Annotated in this window: 14 protein-coding genes and 2 tRNA genes; 11 read left to right on the forward strand and 5 right to left on the reverse strand. The window is 33.7% G+C overall.

All coding sequences use genetic code 11. The features are described from left to right. Positions 1 to 52: 52 nt before the first annotated feature. Positions 53 to 126 (forward strand) — tRNA-Asn (locus tag CBF36_RS10170). A gap of 25 nt (positions 127 to 151) precedes the next feature. Next, positions 152 to 225: transfer RNA gene (locus CBF36_RS10175), tRNA-Asn, on the forward strand. A gap of 208 nt (positions 226 to 433) precedes the next feature. Here the strand turns inward: CBF36_RS10175 and gloA are convergent. Together gloA and CBF36_RS10185 are read right to left on the reverse strand one after the other, a co-directional pair. Further along, complete coding sequence (gene gloA / locus CBF36_RS10180) at positions 434 to 808, reverse strand: lactoylglutathione lyase (protein WP_125958323.1); 375 nt, start codon at positions 806 to 808, stop codon at positions 434 to 436. 77 nt (positions 809 to 885) lie between these two features. Further along, on the reverse strand, positions 886 to 1647 hold the full coding sequence (locus CBF36_RS10185) for a hypothetical protein (protein ID WP_125958324.1): 762 nt from the start codon (positions 1645 to 1647) through the stop codon (positions 886 to 888). Positions 1648 to 1881: 234 nt separating this feature from the next. Here CBF36_RS10185 and CBF36_RS10190 point away from each other — a divergent pair, with 234 nt between their 5' ends. The 5 genes from CBF36_RS10190 (at position 1882) to CBF36_RS10210 (ending at position 7901) form a co-directional block, all read left to right on the forward strand. Then, positions 1882 to 4578: a helicase C-terminal domain-containing protein gene (locus tag CBF36_RS10190; RefSeq protein ID WP_125958325.1), complete on the forward strand. Its 2697-nt coding sequence runs from the start codon at positions 1882 to 1884 to the stop codon at positions 4576 to 4578. Between the two features lie 21 nt (positions 4579 to 4599). Then, complete coding sequence (locus CBF36_RS10195) at positions 4600 to 5079, forward strand: cell wall elongation regulator TseB-like domain-containing protein (RefSeq protein WP_125958326.1); 480 nt, start codon at positions 4600 to 4602, stop codon at positions 5077 to 5079. 12 nt (positions 5080 to 5091) lie between these two features. After that, positions 5092 to 6279 (forward strand): pyridoxal phosphate-dependent aminotransferase, encoded by a 1188-nt coding sequence (locus CBF36_RS10200; RefSeq protein WP_125958327.1) that lies wholly within the window; start codon positions 5092 to 5094, stop codon positions 6277 to 6279. A 21-nt stretch (positions 6280 to 6300) separates the two neighbouring features. Beyond that, a complete protein-coding gene (gene asnS, locus CBF36_RS10205; RefSeq protein ID WP_125958328.1) occupies positions 6301 to 7599 on the forward strand; it encodes an asparagine--tRNA ligase in 1299 nt (432 codons plus the stop codon). Positions 7600 to 7694: 95 nt separating this feature from the next. Continuing rightward, the gene (locus CBF36_RS10210) at positions 7695 to 7901 is read left to right on the forward strand and encodes a heavy-metal-associated domain-containing protein (protein WP_125958329.1); all 207 of its coding nucleotides are present in this window, start codon (positions 7695 to 7697) and stop codon (positions 7899 to 7901) included. Between the two features lie 38 nt (positions 7902 to 7939). On the opposite strand, the gene feoB is transcribed toward CBF36_RS10210, so the two are convergent. Next, on the reverse strand, positions 7940 to 9853 hold the full coding sequence (feoB, locus tag CBF36_RS10215) for a ferrous iron transporter B (RefSeq protein ID WP_125958330.1): 1914 nt from the start codon (positions 9851 to 9853) through the stop codon (positions 7940 to 7942). Beyond that, a complete protein-coding gene (locus CBF36_RS10220; protein ID WP_125958331.1) occupies positions 9843 to 10079 on the reverse strand; it encodes a FeoA family protein in 237 nt (78 codons plus the stop codon). The genes feoB and CBF36_RS10220 overlap by 11 nt, the downstream gene beginning before the upstream one ends. Positions 10080 to 10232: 153 nt before the next feature. Here CBF36_RS10220 and CBF36_RS10225 point away from each other — a divergent pair, with 153 nt between their 5' ends. After that, positions 10233 to 11408 (forward strand): MalY/PatB family protein, encoded by a 1176-nt coding sequence (locus tag CBF36_RS10225; protein ID WP_165865460.1) that lies wholly within the window; start codon positions 10233 to 10235, stop codon positions 11406 to 11408. 99 nt (positions 11409 to 11507) lie between these two features. Continuing rightward, positions 11508 to 12455: an LCP family glycopolymer transferase gene (locus CBF36_RS10230; protein ID WP_125958333.1), complete on the forward strand. Its 948-nt coding sequence runs from the start codon at positions 11508 to 11510 to the stop codon at positions 12453 to 12455. Positions 12456 to 12501: 46 nt separating this feature from the next. Here CBF36_RS10230 and CBF36_RS10235 read toward each other — a convergent pair whose 3' ends face one another. Continuing rightward, positions 12502 to 13836, reverse strand: coding sequence for a C1 family peptidase (locus CBF36_RS10235; protein ID WP_125958334.1), 1335 nt, complete (start codon positions 13834 to 13836; stop codon positions 12502 to 12504). Positions 13837 to 13986: 150 nt separating this feature from the next. On the opposite strand from CBF36_RS10235, the gene uvrB reads away from it, so the two are divergent. Together uvrB and uvrA are read left to right on the forward strand one after the other, a co-directional pair. Further along, positions 13987 to 15987 carry an excinuclease ABC subunit UvrB gene (gene uvrB, locus CBF36_RS10240; RefSeq protein WP_125958335.1) on the forward strand — a complete coding sequence of 667 codons (2001 nt, stop codon included), beginning with the start codon at positions 13987 to 13989 and terminating at the stop codon, positions 15985 to 15987. Between the two features lie 12 nt (positions 15988 to 15999). Beyond that, positions 16000 to 18822 carry an excinuclease ABC subunit UvrA gene (gene uvrA / locus CBF36_RS10245; protein ID WP_125958336.1) on the forward strand — a complete coding sequence of 941 codons (2823 nt, stop codon included), beginning with the start codon at positions 16000 to 16002 and terminating at the stop codon, positions 18820 to 18822. The last annotated feature ends 213 nt before the right edge of the window (positions 18823 to 19035 follow it).

Consider the following 19035-nt stretch of genomic DNA (forward strand, 5'->3'; position numbering starts at 1 on the left):
AGTGAAGGGTTTCCCTTTGTGAGAGTAGGACGTTGCCGTGCTTATATCATTATCCGGCATAGCTCAGTTGGTAGTAGCGCATGACTGTTAATCATGATGTCGTAGGTTCGAGTCCTACTGCCGGAGTATAGTAGTAAAAAATTAATAATTATCCGGCATAGCTCAGTTGGTAGTAGCGCATGACTGTTAATCATGATGTCGTAGGTTCGAGTCCTACTGCCGGAGCTGTTTAAAAGACTAATATTTTTATTAGTCTTTTTCTGTATAAAAAATATTTAACTAGTTTTTTAATTTATAAATAAACTAACTATTAGATTGGAACTGACTCCAAAAGGTAAGACAAATATAAAATAAAAACACCCTCGTTGAATTCATGTAAAACGAAATTAACGGAGGTGTATTTTTTTATGGTCAAAATAATATAGAAAATTTATTATTTTTCACGAATGACTTCAATTTTGTAGCCATCTGGATCAATAATAAAATAGTAAGAAGGTGGAACGTTTGGTAAATGTTTTAATTCAGTCACATTGAAACCAGCTTCTTTATGTTTAGCATGTAGTCCTTCTAAATCATTTGTAGAAATAGCGATATGACCATAGCCATTTCCTAAATCGTAGCCTTCGGAATCATAGTTATAAGTTAATTCTAATTCATATTCATCACCAGGTAATGTTAAATAGACTAGTGTAAATTTATTTTCTGGAAAATCTCTTCTACGTGATTCTTTAAAGTCAAAAGCTTTAGTGTAAAAATCTAATGAAGCGTCTAAATCTTTTACTCTGACACAAGTATGCGCCATTTTCATAATATCATCCATCCTTTTTCTTTATGATAGATTTATACTAACACGATAGTCAGAACATTTCTAGATTTTTGATTGGATTAGATATTATAAAAAGCTAATGAAATAGTTAAATCGTATGGATCAAAATCAGTACGGATGTGAACCTCTTCCTTATCATCTTTATAAACTTCTTTATATGTACCACCTAAAATAGTCGGGATAACTTGTATATTGGTATATTTGTTAGAAAGGACATCTGATTTATTGCTGTCTTCAATAGCGATAAATCCCAAGTTAAAGTCTAAATCGGGATTTTGTTTGTTTGGAATAAAAATACTTAATCTATTTGTACCAGAATGTGTATCGTAAAGAAATTTAGTATAAGCATTAGGAAGAATATTATCATATAATTCATAGATTTTTCGAGACTGGTATTCATCGTAATCGTGAATTAACTCTTCTTCAGTTATGCCAGCATAAAAGCTTGAAAAGAAGCGTTCTTCTTTTAGACCGAGAATAATTTCGAATAACATTTTTTGTTTTTCAGTTTTTTTTAATTCAGGTATTGTTGTATGTAAATACTGTTTGTGCCTGATATTTGCAGAAGAAGTATTGATAATTTTGTAATCAAAATGGGTATCTTTACGTTGTCTCAATGTTGTAATGTCATAGTTTTCAGATTTGTTGTCTTTTGTTTTGATACTATAATTTTGAGATTCTTTTTTTAGATTTGAAAAAAAGTGTTGAATTGAATGATATATCTCTGGATTTAAATAAATAATCAAACTCATTGCAAGGATTAATGCAATAGCTGAGATAAATAGATAGGCATACCAAAATAGACTTGGCGTATAGGTCAAGAAAAGAGCGAATATCCAAAATATTATGATAACGAATCCAATTGTCTTCAAGTGCTTCATGTGCCTAAGATACCTTTCTATGTCAAAATAATAAACTATATATAAGTATATTTAACCATAGTTTGATGTTTAAAACAAACGTATACATAAAATTTGATAATGTTTTTATCAGATGACTTATTATTAGAATATAGTATAATACAATGGTGAGTAAAAATAGAGAGGATTGGGGTAATGGAAGCATCAGATTTATTTGCCATTGTAGATATTGAAACAACTGGCACCAATCAAGAAACGGATAAGATTATTCAGTTTGCCTGTGTGATTGTTGAAAATCAGCAAATTGTTAACCAAATGTCAATTGATATTAATCCACTACGCTCAATACCAAAACATATAACTGAATTAACTGGTATTTCAAATAAAGATGTCGCAAATGAACCTTATTTTGAAGATGTAGCTTATACAATAAGACAACTTCTTGATGGGTGTGTGTTTGTAGCACATAATGTGTTTTTTGATTTTAGTTTTTTAAATAGTGAATTAGTTAGAGCAGGTGTTGAACCACTAAAAAGTGCGTGTATAGATACTGTTGAGATATTTCAAGTATTGTATCCAACCTCTAGTGGGTTTAGAGTGAGTGATATGGCCTCTGAACTGGGATTGGAGCATACTAACCCACACCAAGCGTTAAGTGATGCCTATACGACAGCACAGGGTTTTATTAAGATGCTCAATAAATTAAGAGAACTACCTATTGTGACTTTAGAAACGTTAGCTGATTTGTCATGTGAATTAGGGGTTAATAATCAAGATGTTTTTCAGATGATATCACAAGAGGTTGCTAATGAAAAAAATTCAGAGCTAGTAGAGACCATTATAATAGACGGGATTGCATTGAGGAAAAAGAGACGAGACTATCGTTATAATATTCGTGAAACTACATCTCAATTTGAAAACAAATTAGATAAGTTGAGAATAACGCAAAGAGAAATGTCAGAGGACATCCATCATTTTATATCTGAATCACATGAGGTTAAGAACTTATTTATAGAAGCTGAAACTGGCACGGGTAAAACGCTAGGGTATTTGTACCCATTATCATTTATAAATAAACATCAGCAAGTGTTGATTTCGACTTCAACGATTATGTTGCAAAATCAAATAGTCAATCAGGATATTCCTTTATTAAATGAATTAATTGAATTAGGTAAACAAGGAGTTGTGGTAAAAAGCACCTCTCACTACATTAGTTTAAATTCTTTTAAACAAACATTAGCTAACCCAATGCCACAAAAAACATATGCGATATGTCAAATGGCTACTCTTGTCTGGCTCCTTGAAACAACAACAGGAGATTTAGATGAAATAAATGTGAGTAAAAATAATGTGTTTTATCAACATGTTCAGCACACTGGAAGAAGAGAGTTATTAGAATCATCTTTATTTTATGAAGAAGATTTTTATAATTACCTGAGTGATAGATGTCAGTTTGCTGATTTTATTATTGTGAATCATTCCTTTTTATTTTCAGATAGTCAAAAGACAGAACGATTTTTACCTAATTTTGAAGTGATGGTGATTGATGAAGCCCATCAATTACCTAGTTTACTAGAGGAACTATCAACTAAAAAAGTGTCATTTTCAAATCTAAGTTATGAACTAAACCATTTGGTAGAGGTCTCTCATTTAATATCTGAAGATTCTCAAGGGTTAAAGAAAAATAGTTTGATGGTGATAGATATTAGTAAAGAATTAAAGGAAACCATTGATTGGGTAGAAGACTGTCTAGTTAATTACTATAACTTAAGACAAGTAACTGAGGATATCATGGTCAATGTATCTGATTTTTTAAGGGACGTCCCTGTGGTTAAAAGAAGTATTCAACAAATCAAAGTACTATTACGGGAATTAACTCATTTATTAACTGACTCAAAAAAAGTGTGTCATCTTGAATGGCACTTGATAGAAAAAGATTATTTTAATACATTAGAAAAATTTCTTGAAAAATCTGATGTATTGATGATGTTTTTTTATGATTTTGATCATAAATTTGTGAAGTGGGCTTCTAGCAAAAAATCACGTTTAATTTTATCAATGATTGATTTTTCTGATTTGTCGATTCAACAATATGAGTGGTATAGTGAGGCAAAAAAAATTATTTATACTAGTGGAAGTTTACAACTAGACAATGAGTCAACTTATTTAGAAAATAAATTGGGGATTGAAAATGTTGAGAAGAAAACCTTACCGTCAGTTTTTGATTATAAAAATCAAGCAAAATTATATTTGCTAAATGACATAAACTATTCAGATTTGACATCAACCAAAGATTTTTCCAAAGAGATTAGTCGATCAGTAAAAAAATTGTATCAAGTACATGAACAAACTATGTTAGTTTTATTTACTTCCCATAACTTACTTGAAAAAACCTATCAATCCTTAGTTAATTATTTTAATCAAGGAGAAGTATTGGTTCTTGCACAAGGGATTTCTGGTACGAAAGAAAAAATATTAAAGAAAATTAATCAAGGAAACAAATGTATTATTTTAGGAGCTAATAGCTTTTGGGAAGGAATGGACTTTAGCAAACAATCAATAGACATTGTGGTAATGACAAAGTTACCTTTTGAACCACCAAATAGACCGATTGTTCAAGCGAGATACCATTACCTAGAGGAACAAGGAATGAATCCTTTCTACGAAGATGCTATTCCCCAGACAGGGATTAAGTTGCGTCAAGGGATAGGAAGGTTATTAAGAAGTCCAAAAGATAAAGGAATTTTAGTATTACTAGATAATCGGTTGATAAATAGTAGTTATAGTTCAGTGCTTTGCTCCTATTTACCGAAAGATTTAGATATTTTACCAGTGACTTTATCTGAATTATTAGAAAAAAGTAAGCAGTTTTTACAGAATCATAACGAGTGAGTAACTCAAGGGAGAGAGAATATGCGTGAAAATAAATGGATAAAATATTTGACGATAACCCTTATTGCGATTATTGTAATAATAAGTACGATTCTTTATCGTTCAACGTCAACTTATCGCTCAACTAAAAAACAAGCAGTGACGATTGCCAAAAACTTAGGTCATATTAATAAAATTGATGAGTTTTATTGGTTCACAAGACAAGAGAATACCTTTAGCGTTGTTGGAAGAGACGACAATAATGAAGAAAAAATTGTGATGATACCTGAAAATGGGAAAGAAGCACTTGTGATATATGCTAGTAAAGGTGTCACACAAGATGATGCGATTAAAGCTGTCTTGAAAAAAAATGAAACCAAAAAAATCAAAAAAGTATCATTGGGGTTAGTTGATGATAAACCTGTATGGGAAGTAACAGCAACTAGTAAAGATGACCATTTAGTGTATTATTTAGTTGATTTTTATTCAGGAGAGGTTAAAGATGGGGCACTAAAAATTTAAGGGGATGAAAAAATGGGGTTTTCTACAAAAGTAAATGATTTAAAAGAATCAGCAACGTTACAAGCTGCGGCAAAAGCAAAGGCATTAAAAGATAAAGGCGTGAATGTGTTAAATTTGACCATTGGGGAGCCGGATTTTTCTACGCCGAAGTCAATCCAACAAGCAGCCATAAAGTCAATTGAAGATGGCGCATCAAGTTTTTATACGCCTGCAACAGGTTTAATGGAATTAAAAAAAGCCATTATTGAGCGGACACGCATTGATTATGGTGTGGAGTATCAAACGAATGAAGTCTTTGTTGGAACAGGGGCAAAATATGTGTTGTATGCCTTGTTTCAAACATTATTAAACCCTGGTGATGAAGTTATTATTCCGACACCGTATTGGGTCAGTTATAGTGCGCAAGTAGAGCTAGCAGATGGTAAAAATGTGTTCGTTGAAACAACAGAAGAAAATCATTACCGCGTAACGGTAGAGGATTTAGAAAAAGCACGAACTGATAAATCTCGTGTCTTGATTTTAAACACACCATCTAACCCAACTGGAACGATTTATACAGCTGAAGAATTACTTGAAATTGGAAATTGGGCAGTTTCAAATAACATTTATATAATTGCCGATGATATTTATGCTAAATTAGTTTATAATGGTAATGTATTTACATCAATAGTGAGTTTGTCTGATGCGATTAAAAAACAAACAATTGTTGTTAATGGTGTATCTAAGGCTTATGCTATGACAGGTTGGCGTATTGGATACGCTCTATGTCAACCAGAAATTGTGTCTCAAGTGTCTAAAGTAATTTCACAATCAACAGGCAATCCTGCAACAGTGAGTCAATATGCTGCCATTGAAGCGTTGAGTGGCAATCAAGATATTGTAGAATCAATGCGTCAAACGTTTGAACAACGATTAAACGATATTTTTCCATTAATTCAGGCAATACCAGGTGTGAGGGTGGAAAAACCACAAGGCGCATTTTATTTATATCTTAATATCAAAGATACAATGGCTATGTGTGGGTATGATAATGTGACAACATGGGTAAATGACTTACTAGAAGAAGCGCATGTCGCTGTTGTAACAGGTGAAGCATTTGGAACAAGTCATCATGTGCGCATTAGTTATGCGACAGATATGGATACTTTGACACAAGCAATCAGTCAAATAAACAAATTCATTGATAGTAAACGAATTTAATATCATTAGTGGGGTGCTAAAGTGGAAACAATAAACATTATTGATTCAAAAAAACATGTTGGGGAAGTTGTTAAAATAGGTGCTTGGGTAGCCAATAAACGCTCAAGTGGTAAAATTGCCTTCCTACAACTTAGAGATGGTTCAGCTTATTTTCAAGGTGTTGTAGTAAAAAATGAAGTAGGCGACGAAACATTTGAATTAGCAAAAAGCTTAAATCAAGAAACATCTGTCATCATCACTGGTGAAATCAGAGAAGATACTCGTTCAAAATTTGGTTATGAAATTGGGGTTCAAACAATTGAAGTGGTTGGTGAGAGTCATGATTACCCAATTACACCAAAAGAACACGGAACTGACTTTTTAATGGATCATCGTCATTTATGGTTACGTTCATCAAAACAACATGCCATTATGCAAGTGAGAAATGAATTGATTCGTGCAACGTATGAATTCTTTAATGACCGTGGATTTATCAAAATTGATCCACCAATTTTAACAAGTAGTGCACCAGAAGGCACAACTGAATTATTTGAAACAGATTATTTTGGTTCTCCAGCATACTTGTCACAGACAGGTCAGCTATATCTTGAAGCAGCAGCAATGGCATTTGGAAAAGTATTTTCATTTGGTCCAACATTCCGTGCTGAAAAATCAAAAACTCGTCGTCATTTAACTGAGTTCTGGATGATGGAACCTGAAATGGCATTTGTTGATCAAGAAGGAAGCTTAGAAATTCAAGAGCAATATGTCGCATTCATGATTGAAAAAGTCTTAGAACGTTGTGATTATGCTCTTGATGTGTTAGAACGTGATAAAGATTTATTAAGAAAATATACTGAGTTGCCATTCCCACGTATTTCATATGATGAAGCCGTGGAATTGTTACAACAAAATGGATTTGAAGATATTACTTGGGGTGATGACTTTGGTTCACCACATGAAACATTTATCGCTAACCATTTTGAAAAACCAGTTTTCATTTTAAACTATCCAAAATCAATGAGTCCATTCTACATGAAACCACATCCAACAAGAGATGACGTGGTGATTCGTGCCGATTTAATCGCGCCAGAAGGTTATGGAGAAATTATTGGTGGTAGTGAACGTGCTATTGGATATGACTACTTATTAGCTGAAATTGAAAAAGATGGTTTAGATCGTAAAGATTATGAATGGTACTTAGATCTACAAAAATATGGTGCAGTTCCTCATTCTGGCTTTGGTTTAGGATTAGAAAGAACTGTTACTTGGGTATGTGGTATTGATCACGTCCGTGAAGCAAGTCCATTCCCACGTTTGTTACACCGTATTTACCCATAGAGAGTAGAAAGTCCCTTTTTAAAGGGGCTTTTTTCTTTGACAGAATGATGAAAAAGTCCTAACCTAACATTAACAACTATAAAGAGGTGAATGAAATGAAACAAAAAATAAGCATTGATGGTATGAATTGTGGTCATTGTAAAGCTCGTGTAGAAAAAGGACTATCTGGTATAGAGGGTGTCCAAGAGGTGAATGTTTCATTAGAAAATAAAGAGGCAAATGTTGCGTTCGATGAATCGAAAGTTGCAATTAACGATTTAGTAGAAAAAATTGAAGATTTAGGTTTTACCACAACTATATAAAAAAATTCGGCTGATTAATCAGTCGAATTTTTTGTGTATTAAACTAAATGAAACAAATGGGCAATGGCAGTTGTCATCATAGTCATCACTACACCAATGATCGTTGGAATAATAAATGAAGCAAAGGTCCATTTTTTACTTTTTGTTTCTTTATAGATAGTCAATAATGTTGTTGAGCAAGGCCAATGATAGAGTGTAAATAAAATGACGTTCATAGCAGTTAACCAAGTCCAACCATTACTTAATAAGAGCTGTCTAAATTGATCTAAAGAACTAAAATCAGTGATTGTTCCAGTGGCCATATAGCCCATAATCATGATAGGAATGACAATTTCATTAGCAGGTAGACCTAAGATAAATGCCATTAAGATGGTTCCATCTAATCCCATTAATTTTGCAAACGGATCAATAAATCCTGTGACACTTTGTAAAATGGATTGGTCGCCAATGGATACATTAGCTAATACCCAAATCACTAGTCCTGCTGGAGCAGCCACAATAATGGCGCGCCACAATACAAAGAGTGTTCTGTCAAAAATCGAACGCACAATTACTTGACCAATTTGAGGTTTTCGATAAGGGGGTAACTCTAATGTAAATGAAGAAGGAATCCCCTCTAAAACAGTTTTCGATAATAAACGTGAGACAAAAATAGTGGTAAATACACCAAGTAAAATAACCCCAGTTAAAAACGCTGCTGATTTAATTGAGCCAAGGAGTCCAACCGCTCCTCCTGTAAAGAACACGGTAATAACGGTAATCAAAATAGGAAATCGGCCGTTACAAGGAACAAAATTATTTGTAATAATAGCAATGAGTCGCTCTCTAGGAGAATCAATGATTCTAGCACCAACAACACCTGCAGCATTACAACCAAATCCCATACACATCGTCAAAGCTTGCTTTCCACAAGCTCCAGCTTTTTGAAAATGTTTGTCTAAATTAAATGCTACACGAGGTAAATACCCAAAATCTTCTAATAAGGTAAATAATGGAAAGAAAATCGCCATTGGAGGCAACATAACAGCAACAACGGTTGATAGGACTTTGTAAACACCATTAATTAAAACATCACGTATGAGATGAGGAACACCCCAGCTTGTTGTGATAGCCATCAGCCAATTACCAAATTTTTCAAAAGTATCAGCTAAAAAATCAGAAGGACCGTCAGCCCCTTCAATTGTAAACCAAAAAATTAGCATTAATAAGAAAATCATAATGGGAATACCAGTGCTTTTTTGTGTTAAGAGTTTATCTATTTTTTGGTCTTTTAAATCAAAGTTTTTGTCTTCAAATACAGTGACTTCTTTAGCGATAACGCTTGCCCTATCCACAATGGCGAGTGTTTCAGTTTCTTTATCAGCATGGATTTGTTGTAAGGCTTCTATCATAAAAGGATTAGATGTGATGTTACCATCAATGACACCTTTTGTCTTTTCCATTAATGTATCCAGGCCTTGTTTCTTTACAGCAGATGTTCCAACAACTGGCACACCAAGTAGTTCTTGCAATTTTTCTAAATTAATGTGGATTTTTTTCTTTTTGGCTTCATCTAGTAAGTTAACACACACAATAACATGAGGTGTAAGCTGCATAATTTGCAAAACAAGGTTTAAGTTTCGCTCTAAACTTGTCGCGTCACAGACAACAATCGTTGCTTGAGATTCATTGGATTGGATGAAATCACGTGCCACTTCTTCTTCAGCTGAGTGGGCTGATAGAGAATACGTTCCTGGTAAGTCAACTAGGATAAATCCTTGCCCATCATATTCTGTTCTCCCTTGAGCTAAATCAACTGTTTTTCCAGGCCAATTACCAGTATGTTGTCTTAATCCAGTTAGTTCGTTAAAAACGGAACTTTTACCCACATTGGGATTACCTGCTAGTGAAATCACAACATCTGATTCTTTTTTTCTTTCAATTACAAAGGTTTCTTTTTCTTCACTTATCATCACTAATTACCTCCACATACTGTGCATCTGAATTTCTTAATGCAATGGTTGTACCTCTTAGTCGGTAAGCAATCGGATCGCTTTTGGGACTTACGAGTGATTTTTTGACGGTGGTTCCAGGATAAAAGCCTAAATCATACAATCTTTGCTTCATGTCAGCATCAGGATGTGAGATGTGACAAATGGTTGCTTGGTCATTCAAATTTAAATTCAATAATGTTTTCATAAAACTCTCTTCCTTTTTAGGTTTGCCTAATTTATCTTTATTTTATACCTAATATAATATTTAATCAACCCTTTCTAATATCGTTTATAAATCGTCTCTTTTTTTCGTTTATTTATGATAAAATGATGTATGACTAAAAAGGAGTGGATAACAATGACAACATTTGCTGATAATTATTATGTAGACAGATATCAAACAGATTCATTAAAATGGGATGGCGTGGAAGAGCGTTTTGGTGACAAAGAATTGTTGCCTTTATGGGTTGCGGACATGGATTTTCAAGTGCCTAAAGAGGTACAAGAAAAAATGCAAGAGAGAATTAATCATGGTGTATTTGGCTATTCTCTTGTTCCAGATGAGTATGTTAACTCTGTCATCTCATGGCAAAAAAGACGTCATAATGTGTTGATTCAAAAAGAATGGCTAAGATTTTGTACAGGTGTAGTCAATGCTCTACATTATTTGATTCAAGGGTTTACAAAAGAAGAAGAGGCTGTCATGATTTTTTCACCTGTATATTATCCTTTTTATGATGTTGTGAATGAAAACAATCGTCAGCTTGTAGTATCAGATTTAATGATTGAAAAGGGTCAATATAGCATTGATTTTAACGACATGGAAGAAAAAATAAAACATCATCATGTCAAAGCATTAATTTTTTGTTCACCTCATAACCCAGTTGGTAGAGTTTGGACAGTAGAAGAGATGGAAAAAGTAGCCTTAATTTGTCAGAAATATCATGTACTATTGATTTCTGATGAAATTCATCAAGATTTTATTCATAAAAATCATGTATTTACAAGCTTTTTAGGCATTGAAAAAGTAGATTTAGACCAGTTGATTGTACTAAATTCTGCCTCAAAATCATTTAATCTAGCGAGTTTGTTACATTCCCATGTTTTAATTCCCTCTGATGAAATGCGTGCTACATATGATGAATTTATCACAACAAAAATTAGTAATCCAACTAGTTTGATGGGTGTGATTGCTACCCAAGCGAGTTATGAATTTGGAGAGAAATGGCTAGATGAATTAAATCAAACTATAGATGATAATTTTGATTTAATGACTCAAACATTCAAGGCATTATTACCTGAAGCGATTGTATATGAAAAACAGGGGACATATTTATCATGGGTTGATTTATCTTATTATGTCACACAAGATAAAATGAAAGAGATTGTTCAAGATAAAGCGAAATTAGCGATTGATTATGGAGAGTGGTTTGGTAAACAAAGTGGGACGTTTATTCGTATTAATTTAGCAACACATCCAAATAATATTAAGTTAGCTGTTCAACATCTTGAAAAGGCAATAAAAAATTCATAGACTTTAAAATTTATTTAAGGTTAACCTAAAACATCAAGAAAAATAATAGTCAATATGGTAAAATTAGTATTATAAAATTGGTGTTTTAGGAGATGCATGATGGATAATCAACAGAGAAGACGTAAAAAAAAAGTTAAAAAGAAGTCAAGTGGGTTAAAAAAAACAGTAATCGTGTTAGCAACTATTTTATTATTAGTGATTGCTGGTTCTGGAATTTTCCTAGCTAAAACTTATTTTGATGTAAAAAACGTGGCAAATAAAGTAAGCGAACCAGTTGAGGGACGATCAGATGATAAAAATATTCAAGATGGAGAACCATTTTCTGTTTTACTTTTAGGATTAGATACGGGAGATTTTGGACGAAATGATGTGGGACGATCGGACACAATGCTTGTAGCAACTGTTAATCCTAAAGAAAAGAAAACGACTTTGATTAGTATTCCTCGTGATACACGGACTGAAATTGTGGGACATGATTCGGTAGAAAAAATAGCCCATGCCTATGCTTATGGACAAGCTAAAATGGCCATGGATACTGTAGATAATTTACTTGATATGCATTTAAATCATTATGTTTGGATTAACATGATGGGATTTGAAGAGTTAGTTAATGCAGTTGATGGGGTTGAAGTAACCAATAAGTTTGAATTTTCTCAAGATGGCATGACATTTAAGCAAGGTCCGATTAAACTAAATGGAAAAGAAGCACTTGCTTATACACGTATGAGATACGAAGACCCAAATGGTGATTATGGTAGACAAGTGCGACAACAACAAGTTATTGAAGCCATTGCAGATAAGGCATTGGGCTTTACAGGCGTGAAACGTTATAAGGAAATACTAAAAGCAATAGAAAATAATATGAAAACAGATTTAGAGCCAGATGAAATGTTTGAAATTGCGATGAAATATCGTGATAGTTTTAAACACATTGAAAGCGACACCTTGCAAGGCGAGGGAGTGATGATTGATGGGATTTCTTACCAGGAAATTCCTGAAACAGAACTGGTTCGTGTGCAAAATTTAATTAAATCACAACTACAATAGCAAAAAAGAGTTAGCCACCTAAAAGTGGTCAACTCTTTTTTCTATTTTATGCAAGAGCCCCCATTGGATCCCAAGGAGCTAAAACAGTGACGTCATCTTTTTCAACGACTTCTTTTAAGTTATCAGAAAGATATTTTTTGTTTACAACAACTTGATAAGTGTATTCACTCATCCAATCATCACTCATAACAAAATAGCCTTTTGTTCCAACTTTATCTCCCCAACTGTTTTCAACTTTCCATTTAGTTGGTTTATCATTGATTAAGTTGACACCTGTTAAGACCATCGCATGTGTCATTAAACTTTCACCATAATCTAAACGTTCAGCTTTACTCATATCATAGTTAATATCCAACGTGTCTTGAACACTATAAATATTAGTTGCCATGATACCAGTATCTCTTGTTGATGATTGGCCAACATCACAACCAAACCACACGCTTTCCCCATCTTTTAATTGAGCGATAGCTAAGTTTTTGAATGTTTCAATGTCAACATTTAAATGACGAACTTCTTTTCCGCCAACAACATTGCCAAGCATATCAACTGTGTAAACTTGATTATATGGTTTGTCTTTAGTTGGCGCATTGATAATGCTGACATAATCATCTAAATCAGTTCCGACAAATTTATCATAGAAAGAAGTTGGAGTTAATCCTTGTTCTAAGTGATAGTTACCATCATTATCATAGTAAGAATAATCAAATTCTGTTGGAGGTGTACCTAGAGAGGTACTTAATAAGTTATAGATTTCTTGTAGTAACTCAACTTTACGAGTTTCAACTTCTGATTCAGAGGAACCATTAGCAATTAATGTTCTTAATGTTAAGGCATCTTTTCTTAATTTTTTGTTTAAGTAAGTGTTTAACTCACGGCTGCTTGAACTACTTTTTGTTTCAGGCATGATTGTTTTTGGCACAATCCCATATTTTTGAATAATCGCCACAAGCATATCCCATTGTCCACCATCTTGTTGAGGTGTTGCTAGTAAAAATGCCACTTCACGACTTGTTAATTCTTGGTTGCTTGTTTTAATAATATTTTCATAGAAGTAATTTGCTTTTTCAAATTTATCCCAGAAAAATGTATAATTTTGAGATAATTCAAAGTCTTTAATGTGATGATTATTTAAGACATCATGTCTAAATGTATTTAAAGCTGCAAACATCCAACAACGTCCACTTTGTTTTTGATTAGTGACATTACCAGTGTCTAAATCGATAGAAAAGACTGGATTATTTTCGACAACAGCTTTTTGATTTTCTGATGAAGCTAAGATTCCATTTTTCATCACTGTTCGTTGACTTAATAAGTGCTCACGATTAGCAAGATATGTTTGCTCCATATGTTTAATTTGTTCGTTTGAAATAGATTTTACCATGTAACCACACCTTTCTTTTGTTTCCATTCTACTCCAACGTCTTAGAAAATAACACTAAATTGATTATTTTTTTCCAGTGCGAACTGTTTTGCGAAAGTATGTTCGGTATGATAAAATTGAGAAAATAAGTAAATCTAAAGGAGTTTCATCATGATTGAAAGACAAACTAACAATACCTTTGATTTAGTTTCAAAATATGAACCGGCTGGTGATCAACCAGAGGCAATAAAAGAATTAGTAAAAAATATAGAAGATAATGAAAAAGCACAAATTTTATTAGGTGTAACAGGATCTGGGAAAACCTTTACCATGTCTAATGTGATTAAAGAAGTAAATAAACCAACATTAATTATTGCTCACAATAAAACATTGGCTGGACAATTATATAGTGAGTTTAAAGAATTTTTTCCAAATAATGCAGTGGAGTATTTTGTGAGTTATTATGATTACTACCAACCAGAAGCCTATGTTCCTTCAAGTGACACATACATTGAAAAAGATTCGAGTGTCAATGATGAGATTGATAAGTTACGCCATTCAGCAACTAGTTCCCTATTAGAGCGAAATGACGTCATTGTAGTCGCTTCTGTATCCTGTATTTATGGATTGGGAGATCCGAGAGAATATCAAAATCAGGTTCTTTCTTTACGTGAAGGGATGGAAATGGAACGAGATCAACTGCTTAGAAATTTAGTTGATATTCAGTTTGAACGAAATGACATTGACTTCCAGCGTGGGCGTTTTCGAGTGCGTGGTGATGTAGTGGAAATTTTCCTTGCATCAAAAGATGATTTTGCTTTAAGAATTGAATTTTTCGGTGATGAGATTGATCGTATAAGAGAATTTAATGCCTTAACAGGTGAAATTATTGGAGATAGAGAGCACATTGCTATCTTTCCTGCCACCCACTTTGTGACAAACGAAGAGCATTTAGAAAAAGCTATCGGTAAAATTCAAAAAGAATTAGATGGACGCCTAAAAGAACTAAGAAGTGAAGAAAAACTATTAGAAGCTCAGAGACTAGAACAACGAACCAATTATGACATTGAGATGATGCGTGAGATGGGATATTGTTCTGGTATTGAAAATTATTCACGACACATGGATGGAAGAAGTGAAGGAGAGTCACCTTATACCTTAATCGATTTTTTCCCGGATGATTTTTTGATTATGGTGGATGAGTCACATGTGACCATGCCTCAAATTAGGGGGATGTATAACGGAGATAGAGCAAGAAAACAAATGCTAGTAGATTATGGATTTAGATTGCCAAGTGCGTTAGATAATCGCCCACTTAGATTAGAAGAATTTGAAGAAAAAGTCGATCAAATCATGTATGTTTCAGCCACACCTGGTCCATATGAGATGGAGCAGACAGATAAAGTTGTTGAACAGATTATTAGGCCAACTGGTTTACTTGATCCAGTAATAGAAGTAAGACCAATCATGGGTCAAATTGATGATTTGGTTGGTGAGATTTATGAACGAGTGGAACGAAATGAACGTGTCTTTATTACGACGTTAACGAAAAAAATGTCGGAAGACTTGACTGATTACTTTAAAGAATTAGGAATTAAAGTGAAATATTTACATAGTGATATAAAAACGCTTGAGCGAACAGAAATTATCCGTGATTTACGATTAGGTGAATTTGATGTATTAATTGGGATTAACTTATTGCGTGAAGGACTCGATGTGCCAGAAGTATCTCTTGTTGCGATACTTGATGCCGATAAAGAAGGCTTTTTACGAAGTGAACGTTCACTTATCCAAACCATCGGACGAGCGGCAAGAAACTCAGATGGTAAAGTTATTATGTATGCTGATAAGATTACAGATTCAATGGAGCGAGCTATGTCTGAGACGAGTCGTCGTCGAACAATCCAGGAAGAATATAATGCAGAACATGGAATCGTACCAAAAACGATTAAAAAAGATATTCGCGATTTGATTCGCATTACAAAAGAAAGCGAAGACGAATCAGTTGAGGCAGTATCCATCAAAGAACAATACAATGCAATGGACAGAGAGGGTAAAGAAGCTGTGTTACTTGATATTGAATTACAAATGAAAGATGCTGCGAAGGCACTTGATTTTGAAAAAGCAGCCACATTAAGAGATACACTACTAGAATTAAAATCAGGTAAATAGGAGATAAGGTATATGGCAAATGATAAAATAGTGATACATGGTGCAAGAGCACATAATTTAAAAAATATTGATGTGACCATTCCAAGAGATAAATTAGTCGTCATTACTGGACTTTCTGGTTCAGGAAAAAGTTCGTTAGCGTTTGATACATTATACGCTGAAGGACAACGACGGTATGTCGAAAGTTTGTCGTCTTACGCACGACAGTTTTTAGGTCAAATGGATAAACCAGATGTTGATAGTATCGATGGATTAAGTCCAGCCATTTCAATTGACCAAAAGACAACGAGTAAAAATCCTCGTTCAACTGTTGGGACAGTCACAGAAATAAATGATTATTTAAGATTATTGTTTGCTCGAGTAGGTGAGCCAATTTGTCCCAATGATGGCACAAAAATTAGTAGTCAATCGCCAGAGCAAATGACAGATAAGTTGTTAGAACTTGAAGAGCGTACCAGAATTCAAATTTTAGCACCACTTATTCGTGGAAAAAAAGGTCAACATAAAAAAATATTTGAAAAAATAAAAAAAGACGGTTTTGTACGTGTGCGTGTTGACGGAGAAACATATGATATTTCGGAAGTACCAGAATTAGAAAAAAATAAAAAACATGATGTCGAAATTATCGTTGACCGTATTGTGATTAAAGACGGTGTGCGTTCTAGATTATTTGACTCACTTGAGTTAGCGTTGCGTTTAGCAGATGGTTATGTATTAGTAGATGTGATGGGACAAGAAGAGATGTTGTTTAGTGAACATTACGCCTGTCCTTATTGCGGCTTTACAGTAGGCGATATTGAACCAAGATTATTTTCGTTTAATACGCCATTTGGTGCGTGTCCAGAGTGTGATGGATTAAGTGTTAAGTTAGAAGTCGATGCAGACTTGGTTGTTCCAGATGAGACGAAAACATTACGTGAAGGGGCAATTGCACCGTGGAATCCAATCAGTTCAAACTACTATCCTAATATGTTAGAACAAGCTTGTGAGCAATTTGGTATTGATTTTGATACGCCGTTTAAAGAATTAGCTGACGAACAAAAAGACCTACTATTTAGAGGTTCTGGAGAAAAGACATTCCATTTTCATTATAAAAATGAATTTGGTGGTGTGCGTGATGTGGATATTCCATTTGAAGGAATACTAACTAATATTAATCGCCGATATCATGAAACAAATAGCGATTATACTAGGGAACAAATGAAATTATATATGACAGAATTAACATGTGAAACGTGTCATGGTTACCGACTAAACAAAGAAGCCTTATCGGTAAAAATTGATGGGAAACACATTGGAGAAATTAGTGAACTATCAGTAAATAAGTCATTGAACTATATGACCGATTTAACATTTGGTGAACAAGATACGATGATATCGCAACCAATTTTAAAAGAAATAAAAGATAGATTAAGTTTCTTAGAAAATGTTGGATTGGGTTATTTAACGTTAAGTCGTTCTGCTGGAACATTATCAGGTGGAGAAGCACAACGTATTCGTCTCGCCACTCAAATTGGTTCAAATCTATCAGGGGTATTATATATTTTAGATGAACCATCTATCGGATTACATCAGCGTGATAACAACCGTTTGATTGATTCATTAAAGAAAATGCGAGATTTGGGCAATACATTGGTTGTGGTGGAACATGACGAAGACACGATGAGAGCAGCTGATTACTTAATTGATATTGGTCCAGGAGCGGGTGAACAGGGTGGAGAAATTATATCTGCTGGAACACCAGAAGAAGTAGAAAAAGACCCACACTCATTAACTGGTCAATATCTATCTGGTAAAAGAAAAATAGACGTACCTAAAGAGCGACGTGAAGGCAATGGACAAAGCGTTAAAATTACTGGAGCAAAAGAGAATAACTTAAAAAATATTTCGGTTGAGTTTCCGATGGGAAAATTTGTGGCAGTAACAGGGGTTTCTGGTTCTGGTAAAAGTACATTGGTTAATACGATTTTAAAAAAAGCACTTGCTCAAAAAATCAATCGAAATTCAGCTAAACCTGGTAAATTTGATAAGATTACTGGATATGAATCAATTGAAAAAATTATTGACATTGATCAAAGTCCGATTGGTCGAACACCAAGAAGTAATCCAGCAACTTATACCAGTGTTTTTGATGATATACGTGATTTGTTTGCTAAAACCAATGAAGCCAAAACACGTGGGTATAAAAAGGGGCGTTTTAGTTTTAATGTGAAAGGTGGCCGATGTGAAGCATGCCGTGGTGATGGTATCATCAAAATCGAGATGCACTTTTTACCAGATGTGTATGTTCCTTGTGAAGTGTGTCATGGTCAACGATATAATTCTGAAACATTAGAAGTGAGATATAAAGGAAAAAATATTGCAGAAATATTAGAGATGACAGTGGAAGAATCCGTTGACTTTTTCCAAGCGATTCCTAAAATACATCGTAAGCTTCAAACGATTGTCGATGTTGGATTAGGTTATGTAAAATTGGGACAATCAGCTACGACATTATCCGGTGGAGAAGCGCAACGTATGAAGTTAGCCAGTGAATTACATAAACGCTCATCAGGTAAAAATTTCTACATATTAGATGAACCAACAACAGGACTACACACAGAAGATATTAGCCGACTTTTAGAAGTATTGAATCGTTTGGTGGACAGTGGTAATACAGTCCTTGTTATTGAGCACAATCTTGATGTCATTAAAACAGCTGATTATGTGATTGATTTAGGACCAGAAGGTGGAGATGGTGGTGGAACCATTATCGCAACTGGAACACCAGAAGACATTATTAAAGTAGAAGAAAGTTATACAGGCTATTATTTAAAAGAAGTGATGGAACGTTAAAATGAGGGCTATATCATGATGAAAACGACAGATTAATTTCTGTCGTTTTTTGTTATTTTAAGTAAAGAAATTGTATAAATTTATTAGATTTATTGTAAAGCGGTTACATTGTAAATTAAATGTAAAAAGACTTGCAATTTATGTTACTAAATTATATGTTTATCATGAGATAAGTCAGAAACTATTTCAATATGTAAATTTTTTGTAAAAATT

The sequence above is a fragment of the Vagococcus bubulae genome (genome assembly GCF_003950315.1).
Lineage (GTDB): Bacteria > Bacillota > Bacilli > Lactobacillales > Vagococcaceae > Vagococcus > Vagococcus bubulae.